General features: G+C 34.3%; 3 protein-coding genes (1 of these 3 running past the window's edge). All 3 read right to left on the bottom strand.

Going from position 1 to position 14395, the window contains the following annotated elements:
- Positions 1-20 precede the first annotated feature (20 nt).
- Tightly spaced (at most 16 nt apart), the 3 genes in view from ACKTTV_RS08875 to ACKTTV_RS08865 form a layout consistent with a single transcriptional unit that may run on beyond the window.
- Positions 21-13082 (bottom strand): amino acid adenylation domain-containing protein, encoded by a 13062-nt coding sequence (locus tag ACKTTV_RS08875; RefSeq protein WP_408030483.1) that lies wholly within the window; start codon positions 13080-13082, stop codon positions 21-23.
- A 16-nt stretch (positions 13083-13098) separates the two neighbouring features.
- Positions 13099-14376: an AMP-binding protein gene (locus tag ACKTTV_RS08870; RefSeq protein ID WP_408030482.1), complete on the bottom strand. Its 1278-nt coding sequence runs from the start codon at positions 14374-14376 to the stop codon at positions 13099-13101.
- Between the two features lie 14 nt (positions 14377-14390).
- Positions 14391-14395, bottom strand: the 3' end of a protein-coding gene (locus ACKTTV_RS08865; protein ID WP_456243522.1) for an amino acid adenylation domain-containing protein. Its footprint extends 5431 nt past the window's final position; only the last 5 of its 5436 coding nucleotides appear in the window; its start codon lies beyond the right edge, outside the window; its stop codon occupies positions 14391-14393.

Here is a 14395-nt window from a genome sequence, read left to right as displayed (position 1 = left end):
CTTGTTTGTTTGATTCTTTTTTATATACTAATTGTTGTCACATATTCATCTTCGTCTTCGATCTTGTTAAGAGAAATTACCCCTATGTAATTTGCTAATTGCTCTATACAATCGAATTCAAAAATGTCTACGATCTCAATCTTTATATCTAGTTCTTTATTAACAATTGAAATTAAACGAGTCGCCAATAAACTATGGCCTCCTAATTCGAAGAAGTTATCATAAACCCCTACTTTTTCGACACCTAACAATTCTTGCCAAATGGCAACTAATTGTTCTTCGATATCGTTACGTGGGGCTACATATTCTCTTGTTGAGAACATGCTACCATCAGGATCTGGTAATGATTTTCTATCTAATTTACCATTAGATGTTAATGGCATAGCATCTAGTGCTATCCATATAGTAGGAATCATGTAGTCTGGTAAGCTTTCTTTTAATTTTTCTTGTAAAAATTCTTTATCCAATGCTCCATTTACAACAATATAGCCGATTAGTTGATTTGTACCTGTAGCATCTTCCTTCGCTAATATACAGCATTGATTTATAGAATCAATGGCTAATAAGGCACTTTCTATCTCTCCTAACTCAATTCTGTATCCTCTGATTTTAACTTGATGATCTTTTCTTCCGATATACTCAATAGAACCATCTGGTAACCAACGTCCTAAATCACCAGACTTATAAAGTTGTGAATTATTGTCGTTACTAAATGGATTTGCAACAAATCGTTCATTTGTAAGCTTTTCTCTATTCAAATACCCTCTTGCAACACCAGCTCCACCTATACAGAGCTCTCCAATAACTCCTTTTGGAACCAAATTCAAGTGGTTATCGACTACGTAACAACTTAATGTAGGAATTGCAACACCGATTGTACTTGCTGGCGTTAAAATTTCAGCTGAGGTAATTTCTTTGTAGGTAACATGAACCGTAGTTTCTGTGATACCATACATGTTAATCAATTTACATTCTGGATAAGTTTCTTTCCACAGTTTTAGATAGGTAGGATTTAATGCCTCCCCTCCAAAAATCACATAACGAATGGTATTTGAACTTATATCTGCCGATAAAAATTCCTCTTGTAGCGTATAAAACGAGCTTGGTGTTTGATTTAAAACTGTGACACCTTCATTGGCCAACAATTGCGTATAAGAAGCCATATCTCTGGTAACTGCTTTCGGTACAATTACCAAACGTCCTCCAAATAATAATGCTCCATACATTTCCCAAACAGAGAAGTCAAAGCAGAATGAATGGAATAAAGTCCACACATCATTCGGAGAAAAATCATACAAACATTCGTCATTAACAAATAAGCGAACTACATTTATATGTTCTATCAATACTCCCTTAGGTTTCCCTGTACTTCCTGAAGTGTAAATTACATAGGCAAGATCATTAGGTGTCATTCCTTTGTAACTTAACTTTCTTGTAGAAAACTCTGAAATAGCACTCCAATCTTCATCAAGAGACACTACTTTTAATTCTTCTCTATTTTTTAAAGATGATTTACTCGCTTTACTACTCAACACCAAACGAATACCAGCATCCGTTAAGGTATAATCGATACGATCTTCAGGATAATCTGGATCAACAGGAACATATGCTCCTCCAGACTTTAAGATTCCCAGAATACCGATAATCATTTCCAAACTGCGTTCTAAACAAATCCCTACTAAGTCATTTGATTGTACTCCTTGTTCTCTTAAATAACGGGCTAATTGATTTGATTTTTTATCCAGCTCTTTGTAAGTTAATTCTACTCCTTCATAAACTACGGCAACAGCATTTGGAGTATCCTTTACCTGCTCTATAAATAAGTCTACTAATGTTTTATCTCTTGGATAATTTACCTCGGCAGTATTAAACTCTTCTCTAAGTTGAAGTTCTTCCTCTTCAGGTAATATACCTACTCTGTTTATTGCTACTGTTTCTTCTGATTTTAATCCACTTAGCAGTCCAGTTAGAGCTTCTTGCATATAAGTAAGAATACTTTCAGGATCAATACTTTCATCAACCTGTACCGTTATTCCGAAACCTATTCCATAATCATCAACATATACTCCAAAAGGATAATTCGTTCTTTCATGACCACTTATCAAATCCATTTCTAAGTCCATCATATCACCATCGGCTTCTACTTCTTCTGTTGAAATTTCAGAATGACGGAAATTAAATAATGCACTGAACAATGGTACATCATTTGAAATACCAGACCAGCCATGAATTTTTGGTAATGGTGTTTGTTCATGAGGTAGCAAATCACCTAATGTTTGTTTTACTGTTTGAACATACTCGGTTACATTTCCTTTTAACTCAACTAAGAAAGGTAGCGTATTGATAAATAACCCAAGTGAGTTAGCTGCACCAACTGATCCTTGAAGACGTCCTGAAAATAATGATCCGAATACTGCATATTCTTTACCACTACATCTTCCAACAAGAATTCCATACGCGGCATGGAATAAAACCGCTGGACTTATTCCTAATTCAACACTAACTTTTCGAATTTCCTCTGTTAATTCTTCCGATAATACAACATTTGCATCTTTAATTGTGCTTTCATTACCTCGAACGGTTGCTAGCTCAAAAGGATAGGTAGGTTCATCAATATCTTCGAATAATTCTTTGAAATAAACTTCTGAATTATTTTCTGATTGTAAGTGTAATACATGACCGATAAATTCTCTATACAATGCTGGTTCTGGAAGCATTGACGCTTTTCCAGATAAATACATTTCGATTTCAGAAATAATTATCTCTAAACCAACATGATCAAAAATCAAGTGATGTTGATTTATTAATAAGTAATATTTACCCGATGCAGTATCATCTGCCGATTTTAACTGTAATATTGGTGCCTCGGTAAGATCTATCCAGTTTTTACCAGGCTCTAGCATTTTCTTTAATTCTGATTCTATTTCTATGTTCGAATCAAAAGTTAACTCTTCTACTTGAAGCGATGCTTCTTTGAGTACAACTTGCACCGCCTGAGGTAAACCTTCACTTATTACACTAGTGCGTAAAACATCATTACGATTTACAACAAATTGCAGTGCTTCTATAAATACTGATCGCTTTTCACTACTTGAAAATGACAATAAATTTGGAAGAACATAAGGATCTCCCTGCTCTTCATTACTCATTAAATAATGGAAATAAATTCCTTCTTGTAATGGAGATAAAGGATAAATATCTTGAATGTTAGCAACTCCTCCTTTAGTTTGCGCTACGATTGTTTCAATATTTTCTTGATCAAAACCTTGTAATAACGGAAGCATTTCAGGTATAATTTGATCTATATTTTCTGTTATCTTATTTGCAGGTACCACGTACATTGCATCAACAGACAATACTTTTTCAGCAATTCCAGCGATGGTAGGCTCTGAAAAGATATCATTTACTGTGGTATGATAACCAATTCCCTGTAATCGAGATATTAGTTGAACTATTAATAAACTATGACCTCCTAATTCAAAGAAATTATCATAAACTCCAATTTTTTCAATATTCAACAATTCTTGCCAAATCGTTACTATTTGTTCTTCTGTTTCATTTCTTGGAGCTACATATTCTTGAGTAGATAACATTGAACCATCAGGTTCTGGTAATGCCTTTCTATCTAATTTACCATTACTTGTTACAGGAATCTCTTCTAGTTCAACCCAAATCATAGGTACCATGTACTCTGGTAATGTTTTGAGAAGTTCGTCTTGTAAAATCTCTTTATCAAAATCTCCTTCTACAATCACATAGGCAACTAATTGCTTATTTCCACTGGCATCGTTCTTTGCTAGGACACAACATTGATTTACCTCTGTTAAAGTCGCCAATGCATTCTCTACTTCTCCAAGTTCAATACGATATCCACGAATTTTAACCTGATTATCTTTTCTTCCTATAAATTCGATAGAACCGTCTGGCAACCATTTGGCTAAATCACCTGTTTTATAAATTCGCCCTTCTTCTTTGAATGGATTTTGAATAAACTTCTCATTGGTAAGTTCTTCTCTGTTAAGATAGCCTCGAGCAACACCTCTTCCTCCAACACAAAGCTCTCCAACAACTCCAGAAGGTAATAACTCATTTGAGTCATTTAAAATATACACTTCCGTATTATGAATAGGTTTTCCAATTGGAACAAGGTCTCCTATTTTTCCATTGAATGTTGTTGCACAAATACTGGTTTCTGTTGGTCCATAAGCATTTACATAATTATAATTCTCAGAAAAAGCCTTTGCGAGTTTTAATGGAATTGCTTCCCCAGCGGTAACCAGTGTTTTTATGGTAGGTACGTCTTCAACTTCCAATAATTGTAAAAATGCAGGTGGTAAGGTTGCAAACGTAATTGTTTGTTCTTGTATGAAGTTTTTAAATAAGGATACATCCGATTTACCTTCCTCACTTACAATACACAAACTAGCACCACTTAATAAGGCTATTCCTATTTCCCAAATAGAAGCATCAAATGAAGGACTTGCAAATTGCAAACAATTATCATTGGTATCAATAGAGAAATCGGCAATCTGCGACAGTATCGTATTTATAATACTGTAATGCTCAATCATTACTCCTTTAGGTTTCCCTGTACTTCCTGAAGTATAAATAACATAAGCCAAATCATTTGCTTTAACGACCACATTCGGAGCACTACCATCGTACTTTTCTATATCCTTTTTGAAAGATGTTAAAAACGCTTCATCAATAACAAAACTGCTATTACTATCTGTTTTAATATATTCTTTTCTTTCCTCTGGATATGATGGATCTATTGGAACATAAGTCCCTCCTGATTTTAAGACTGCCAAAAATGAAACGATTAACCAATTACTTCTTTCTAGTGTTACTGCTACTAAAGTTTCATTATTAATTGTGTGATTGGCCAAAATGTAGTTCGATAACTGATTCGAAAGCTCGTCAAGTTCTTTATAGCTTAACTTTTCTTCTTGATCAACTAAAGCAATCGCTTCTGGATTTTGTTCAACTCGAGTTGAGAATAAATCAATAATTGTTTTTTCTTCAGGATACTCAGTAAGAGTTTCATTAAACTCTTTTAATAATTGTACTTCCTCCTCCTCAGTTAATATGGATAAGTCAGTTACATTTATATTCTTATTCAATCCATCCAACAATTGAAGTAACGCTTCTTGCATGTAAGAAGTAACACGATCTGCAGGAATACTTTCTTCTATTTGAGCAATTAAACCAAAATCATCGCCATAGTCATCAACACTTAAACTAAATGGATAATTTGTTCTTTCTTCACTACTAATCATATAAACCCCTAAATCAACAGGTTCCGTCTCTCCGTCATTTGTTGTTGAAAGGTTTCCGTGACGGAAGTTTAATAATGCATTGAAAAAAGGTACATCATTTGGAATATCAGTCCATGATTGAATGCTTGATAATGGTGTTTGTTCGTATGGTAATAATCCATTTAAGTGTTCCTTAACTAAATTTATGTACTCAGCAACATTTCCATTTAATCGAGCTAAAAATGGTAAGGTATTAATAAACATACCTAAAGAGTCTTCTACTCCTAAAGAGCCTTGTAAGCGACCCGAAAATAAAGACCCGAAAATAGCATGGTTTTTATTACTACATTTTCCAATAACCAATCCGAATGCAGCATGGAATAACACCGCAGGACTCATTCCATATTTAGTGCTTACTTCTCGAATACTCTTAGAAAGTTGCTCTGGTAAAATTATACTAGATTCTTGAATACTCGTTCCTGTTCCTTTGACATCAACCAATTCAAATGGATAGGTAGGCTCTTCAATATTTGTATAGATATTTTTGAAATAAGCTTCGCTATCATTTGTTTTTTGTAGATGTAATGTATGACCTATAAAGTTTCTATATAAAACTGGTTCTGGAAGATTCGAATGTTCTCCTAATAAACACATTGTAACCTCGTCAACAACCTTTTCAACTCCAATATGATCGAACATTAAATGATGCTCCAATAACACTAAGTAATAGCCGTTATTTTTAGGATCATCTATTGCTTTCAGTTTCATCAATGGAGCTTCTGAAACATCAACCCATAATTTACCTGCTGCGTTTTCTCTTTTCAATTCAGCGATTACATCTTCAACATCATCAGCTATAATCGATTTTTCAACTGATAGTTGTGCTTCTCTATGCACAACTTGAACTGCTTTTGGTAAACCTTCGCTAATTACACTTGTACGTAATACATCATGACGATTTACTACATATTGTAATGCATCAATAAATGAATTTCGTTTTTCTTCATCTGAAAATGCCATTAAATGTGGTAGTACATAAGGATCTCCTTCTTCCTTCGTACTCATTAAATGATGGAAATAGATTCCTTCTTGTAATGGTGATAATGGATATATATCTTCAATATTAGAAACACCACCTTGAACATTGTCTGCAATTTTATCGATATCCTTTTGTTCAAAATCTAATAAAGGAACCATTTCTGGAGTAATCTGCGTTACGTCTGCTGTTATTCCATTTGGTGGAACATGATAGATTGACTCACCAGACAGCAGATTTTCACTGATACCTGCAATAGTAGGATTCGAGAAGATTTCTTTAACTCCTATGTTAAATCCAACATTTTGTAGTTTAGAGATTAATTTAATAACCAATAAACTGTTACCTCCTAATTCGAAGAAATTATCATTGATTCCTATTCTATCAATAGCAAACAATTTTCTCCAAACAGCAGCAACTTTTTCTTCTTTTTCATTTCTGGGAGCAACATATGCTCTAGTTGACAAAGTAGCTCCATCTAATTCTGGAAGTGCTTTTTTATCTAGCTTTCCGTTTGGTGTTAATGGCATTTCATCCAGTTCTATCCAAATCATTGGAACCATATACTCTGGCAAACTCAATTTCAGTTCTTCCTGTATGGCTTCCTTATTCAATGAGTCTTCAACAACCACATAACCTACCAAATGATTGATTTCGTTTATGTCTTTTTTAGCTAATACGCAGCTTTGTTGAATTCCTGTAACAACAGATAATGCATTTTCTATTTCTCCTAACTCGATACGATAACCTCGAACCTTCACTTGATCATCTGAACGTCCAACAAACTCTAAAGTACCATCTGGTAACCATCTTCCTAAATCTCCTGTTTTGTATAAACGTCCTCCTTCTGATTTAAATGGGTTTTCAACAAACTTCTCTTTGGTTAATTCTTCCCTCTTTAAATATCCTCGACCTACACCAATTCCGCTAGTCCATAATTCTCCAACTATTCCTACTGGACATAAATTATCGAAAGAATCAACAACATACACATCCATGTTCGCTACCGGTTTTCCGATAGGAATTACGGCTCCTTTTGGAGATTCATGCATAATATGTAAAGTGATATCATCAGAAGCCTCAGCAGGTCCATAGGCATTTACTACAGGAACTGTTGGATATAAAGCAAACCATTTATCCAATAGTGATTTTGTAGCTGCCTCTCCTGTTACCAAGAAATATGCTAAATTATCTAAGCCCTTTGTATTGGTATCGCTTTCTAATAAACTAGAAACATACGATGGAACCAATTGAAGATGACTTACTTTGTTTTCAGACAGTGAATTTTGAAATTCATCAATATGTAAAATCATTTCTTCACTGTAAATTGCAATGCATCCTCCACATAACAATCCGCTTAGCATTTGCCACACAGAAATATCGAAAGTAAATGGAGCTGTAAATGCCACAACACTCTCATTAGTCATTTCAAGTTCATCGACCATTATTAATGAATGGTTTAACAATCCTGTGTGCTCGATCATTGCTCCTTTAGGAACTCCTGTACTCCCTGAAGTATAAATCACATAAGCTAAAGAGTTTGAATCTATAGCAATATTTGCTGATGAACTTGGATACTTCGATTCAATGAATGAGTTATCATCTAACACAATCAATTCAATATCTTCAAATGAAGCTAATACTGATTGACTAGCTACATCAGTAATTAATAAATTGCACGCAGTATCTTCCAAAATACTAGTAATTCGATCTTCTGGGAAATCTGGTTTCATAGGAACATAAGCTCCTCCTGCTTTTAAAATTCCCAAAACACCAATTAACATTTCCAATCCACGATTTAAACAGATTCCTATTAAATCTTCTGGCTTCGCTCCTTTGTCTAATAAATAATGTGCTAGCTGATTTGAACGTTCATCCAATTGCTTGTATGTTAACTTTTCTCCTTCAAAAGTTACCGCAACAGCATTTGGTGTTTTTTCCACTTGTTGTGTAAACAAATCAACAACGGTTTCTTCGAAAGGATAAGCTACTTCATTTCCATTGGATCCTTCCAAAATATCTATTCTCTCTTCTTCAGATAGAATTGTTATTTGCGCCACATTCTTTTTCTCTTGAACTCCAGTTACTAATCCTGATATTGCTTCTACAATATATGAAAGCACCGCATTTGCACTTAAACTTTCATGTACTTGTACCTTTAATGCAAAATCGGCTCCGTAATCATCAACATCCAAAGAGAAAGGATAGTTTGTACGTTCATGTGCTTCAACAAGACTCACTCCTAGATCCACTGAATCTTCTGTAATTTCTTCTTCAGAAATTACTGGGGAATGACGGAAGTTTAATAAGGCACTGAATAATGGTACTTCATTGGAGATTCCACTCCAACCTTGAACAGACGATAGTGGTGTTTGCTCGTAGGTTAGCAATAATCCTAAGGCATTTTTAACTTTTAAGATATATTCCTTAGCGCTTCCCTCTAATTCTATAAAAAATGGTAATGTATTAATAAACAGACCTAACGAATCTGCCGCTCCAGCGCTTCCTTGTAAACGTCCTGATAGTAATGAACCAAAAAGAGCATACTCTTTATTACTACATTTTCCAACAACAATTCCGAAAGCTGCATGGAATAGTACTCCAGGACTTACTCCTAAGGTTGAACAGACATTACGAACTTTCAAACTTAATTCTTCTGGTAAGTTTACAATAGCTTCTTCAACATTACCTCCAGTTCCCTGAACATCTGATAAATCGAATGGATAGGTCGGTTCATCAATTTCTCCTAGCAAGTCTTTGAAATAAGATTCGCTATCGTTAGTTGCTTGTAAATGTAAGGTATGACCTATAAATTCTCTGTATAATACAGGCTCAGGTAAGCTTTCTGCTTTACCTTCCGTATAAATTGCTATTTCTTCAATTATTTTGTCCAATCCAACATGATCAAACAATAAATGATGGTGATTTACCCACAAGAAATAATGACCTTTTTCTTCATCATTGGCTAATTTCAACTTCAATAAAGGTGCTTTCGAGGCATCCATCCATTGATTTCCTGGAGCGGATAGTATTTGTAATTCCTCTAAAACATCTTTTGATTCGTCAATAATCAAATTCTCTATAGACAATTCAACTTCTCTTAATACTACTTGAACTGGATTTGGTAAACCATCACTTAAAACACAAGTACGCAATACATCGTGTCTGTTCATTACAAACTGTAATGCCTCAATAAAAGAGTTTCGTTTTTCTAAATCGGTAAATACTAATAAGTCAGATAAAACGTATGGATCTCCTTCCTCTTTATCACTCATTAAATAATGGAAATAGATTCCTTCTTGTAGTGGAGATAAAGGATAAATATCTTGAATATTAGCAACACCGTTAGGTATTTTTGATACTACTTTATCGATATCTTCTTGACTAAAATCTAATAAAGGAACCATTTCAGGAACAATTAGATCTGTGTCTTTAGTAATTCCATTAGCTGGAACTTCATAAAAATCTCCTTCTGAAGAAACTTTTTTACTCAGAGATGCAATCGTTGGGTTTGAGAAAAGATCTTTAACCTGAATGTAGTAATCTATTTTTTGTAATCTTGCTATCAGCTGAACAACTAATAAACTATGACCTCCTAATTCAAAGAAGTTATCGTAAACACCAATCTTTTCAACACCTAGCAAATCTTGCCAAATAACTGTCAGCTGTTCTTCTACTTCATTTCTCGGAGCAACATATTCTTTGGTAGATAACATCGTTCCATCAGGCTCTGGTAATGCTTTTTTATCTAATTTTCCATTAGATGTTAAAGGCATTTCATCTAACTCTATCAAGATAGACGGAACCATATACTCTGGTAAAACTTCCTTTAGTTCTTGCTGAACTTCTTCTTTATTTAGTTCTTCCGTTGGAACAATATATGCAACTAAACGTTTTACTCCGTTTGCATCCTGTTTAGCCAAAACACACGATTGACTAATTACATCTAAATTTGATAAAGCATTTTCTATTTCTCCTAGTTCAATACGATACCCTCGAATTTTTACCTGTGTATCTTTTCTTCCAACAAACTCGATATTTCCATCAGGCAACCAGCGTACCAAATCGCCCGTTTTATATATTCTTTCTTCTTTTTTAAACGGATTACTGACAAAGTTCTCTTTTGTAAGTTCCTCTCTGTTTAAATAACCTCTAGCGACTCCTGAACCTCCGATACACAATTCTCCAACAACTCCAATAGGAGATAAATTCATTGCTGAATCAACAATATAAACTTGTGCATTGCTAATTGGCTTTCCAATCGGAGGTTTTTCATTACTACTATCTGTTGGAGAAACTTTGCAATACGTGGCAACTACTGTTGCCTCTGTTGGTCCGTAGTTATTGTAAATGGTAAGAGATGTTTCTTTGTTTATAGACAAGGCATCTCCTCCAGTTAAGATTGTTGTGTTTGGTAAAGAGATATCTGCATCTATAAAACTCTCACATAACATTGTTGGTATGTAGGCATGTGTTATTTCATTTTCATTTAAAAATGTTGAAAACAACTCTAAGTCGTAACGATTTTCTCCTGTAATAGGATATAAGCTTGCCCCTGATAATAAATATGGAAATATTTCCCAAACACTTGCATCAAAACCAACTCCCGCGAACAAGCTTCCTTTACTTGAAGCCGTTACTGAAAATGCTGATTGATGCCAGAAGCATAAGTGAACTAAATTTCTATGTTCAACCATAACCCCTTTCGGCTTTCCTGTACTTCCAGAAGTATAAATCACATAAGCCAAGCTATCAGTTGTTATCTCTCTATCAACAGTTACTTCTGGATATGTACTTATTGTATTCCAATCACTATCAAGACGTATGATTGATAATTCCTCACTTTCAGTCAACACCTCGCTACTCATTGTATCACTTAATACAAGAGTAATGTTAGCATCTGAAAGCATATAATTAATACGATCTTCTGGATATGTTGGATCTATTGGTATGTAAGCTGCTCCCGATTTTAGAGTTGCTAAAATAGCAACCACCAATTCTAAACCACGATCCATGCAAATACCTACAAAATCATCATTTTGAACTCCTTGTTCTATTAAATAATGGGCTAGTTGATTAGAATATTTGTCTAACTCTCTGTAGGTAATTGTTTTTCCTTCGAATGAAACTGCAAGAGCATCTGGAGCTTTTGCCACATTTTCTTTGAAAAAATCAATAATTGTTAAACCTTTTGGATATTCAAATGATGTATCATTATAAACATGTAACAACTGATTTTCTTCTTCGGAAGTTAATACAGATAAATCATCAATAGGTTGAGCAATGTTATCAACGATAGCGGTTAACAGGTTTTCATAATGAGTTAGCATTCTCATTATTGTGGTTTCATCGAACAAAGCTGTACGATATGCCATATCTAAAACAATACCTGAATCACTTTCAGAAATATCTAATGTAAGGTCGAATTTAGCTGTTCTTCCTTCAAATTCATATCCAGAAATTTCAACGCCTCCTAAATCTAATGCTTCTCCTCCTTCTGATATTGCAGGAGCTGTATTTTGTAATACAAACATTACTTGGAATAAAGGAGTTGTACTAATATCTCTGTCAGTAAGCACACTGTCAACTACTTTTTCAAAAGGTGCCAACTGATTATCATAACCATCTAATGTGGTTGTCTTTACTTTTTTCAGTAATTCTTTAAAACTTGGATTTCCTTCTAAATCAGTACGCAATGCCAATGTATTTACAAAGAAACCAATCATTCCTTCCAAGTCAGCCTGTGTACGATTTGCCACTGGAGTTCCAACACATATATCATTTTGGCCACTATAGCGAGATAATAATACTTTGAAAGCGGATAACAATAACATAAATAATGTTACTCCTTCTTGATTACATAAGGCTTGTAAATCATCCCTTAGTTTTTTATTTAACTGTAAAACTAAGTTTGCTCCTTCTTTGTTCGAAATTGTAGCTCGTTTGTGATCTTTTGGTAATGTTAACGTGTCAACATCTTCTAGTTTTCTCTTCCAGTATGCTATTTGACTGTCTAAAATTTCACCTTCTAAATGCTCTCGCTGCCAAATTGCGTAATCCGAATATTGCAATGTTAACTCAGGTAATTCAACTGACTTTCCTGCTTGTAAAGCACTATACAATGTCATGAATTCATTTATCAAAATTCCTTCTGCCCATCCATCACTTACAATATGATGAAAAACACAAGCTAAGACATATTTGTCGTTTTCTAAGTGATATAAACATGCACGAAATTTATAATCCGAAGCTAAATTGAAAGGAACACTGATATAATTAATTAAGGTTTCGGTTAATCCATTTTCGTCAATATTATTAACCTGATCTAAAGACCAATTATCTGAACTAACAACTTCCTGATAACCTTTACCTTCATCGGCTAAGATATTTGTGCGTAATACCTCATGACGTGACACAATAGTTTTGAAAGCCTGTTCCAATACTGCAATGTTTAGTGTTCCTTCTAAACGGATAACCGTTGGCATATGGTATTCAACACTTCCATCTAGTTGATCTAAAAACCACAATCGTTCTTGATTAAACGATAAAGGAATACGATCTATACTTTCTTTATTATAGGCAATTATTTTTGGTAATTGTAATTCATTTGTTGCCCCTTCTTCTTCATATGCAGTTAAATGATCAATTATTTGTTGTTTATTGGATTTTAATTCTTGTATTATTTCTGGATTAATTTCAGCATTCGCCTTAATATTTAAAGCCCCATTCTTTAAAACCAGCTTTATACCTTCCTTATCAAGTCTATGTAAAAAACTTATAATGTCCATGTTTGTTTAGTTAATTTTATATCTCAATGTTTATACTGTATTCCTCTTCGTCTTCCTTAAGACTTTGTGCTTTGTAATCTAAATATGATGCTATTTCCTCTATGGTAGTAAACCTGAAAATGTTTCGAATTGACAATTCTACTTCTAGTTCTTTTCTAATGATTGATACTAATCGAGTGGCTAATAAGCTATGACCTCCTAATTCGAAGAAGTTATCACGAACTCCTACTTTTTCTACTCCCAATAAATTTTGCCAAATTTCAACCAGTTGCTCCTCCGTTTGTGTACGTGGAGCAACATACTCCTGTGTTGACAGCATTGAAGTATCAGGTTCTGGTAAAACTTTTTTATCAATCTTTCCATTCGGAGTTAGTGGCATTTCATCCAATTCTACCCATAAGGCAGGAACCATGTATTCTGGTAAGCTGTTTAATAAATCATCTAGGATTGTTTCTTTATCAAATTCGGTATCCATTACTACATAACCAACCAAACGATTTATTCCATTCGGTCCTTTCTTAGCAAGTACACAGCTGCTTTGAACTCCAGAAATAACAGATAAGGCATTTTCAATTTCTCCTAATTCAATACGATACCCTCTTATTTTCACCTGATCATCAGAACGACCAACGAACTCGATAGTTCCATTTGGTAACCAACGCCCTAAATCTCCTGTCTTGTATAACCTTCCTCCTTCTGGCTTGAATGGATTTTCTATGAATTTTTCTTTGGTAAGCTCTTCTCTGTTCAAGTATCCACGACCAACTCCAATTCCTGCTGTCCATAATTCTCCGACAACTCCAATTGGACATAAATTATCAAAGCTATCTACCACATATACATCCATATTGGCCACTGGCTTTCCGATTGGAACCACAGCTCCCGTTGGAGATTCATTCATGATATGTAGTGTAATATCATCTGAAGCTTCTGCTGGTCCATATGCATTTACAACAGGAACATTCGGATATAATGAGAACCATTTATCTAATAATGATTTCGTAGCAGCTTCTCCAGTTACTAGGAAGTATGCTAAATCAGATAAACCTGGAACGACTTCGCTATTTTCTAATAAACTAGAAACGTATGATGGAACTAACTGAAGATGACTTACTGTGTTATTTATTAATGAATTTTGGAATTCATCTATGGCTAAAAGATCTTCCTCTGAGTATATTGCAATTCGTCCTCCACATAAAAGACCGCTTAACATTTGCCATACCGAAATATCGAAGGTAAAAGGTGCTGTAAAAGCTACTGTACTATTAGTATCCATCTTTAACTCATCAATCATAATGAATAAATGATTTAAC

This window comes from Tenacibaculum xiamenense (genome assembly GCF_964513065.1).
GTDB classification, from domain to species: domain Bacteria; phylum Bacteroidota; class Bacteroidia; order Flavobacteriales; family Flavobacteriaceae; genus Polaribacter; species Polaribacter xiamenense.
Note: the sequence above shows the minus strand (reverse complement) of the source record. Positions and strands in the feature narration are given on the sequence as shown.

What these genes read in the sequence shown, in the direction of transcription:
- ACKTTV_RS08875 (WP_408030483.1), bottom strand. Translation starts at nt 13,082, where the DNA reads ATGGACATTATAAGTTTTTTACATAGACTTGATAAGGAAGGTATAAAG.
- ACKTTV_RS08870 (WP_408030482.1), bottom strand. Translation starts at nt 14,376, where the DNA reads ATGATTGATGAGTTAAAGATGGATACTAATAGTACAGTAGCTTTTACA.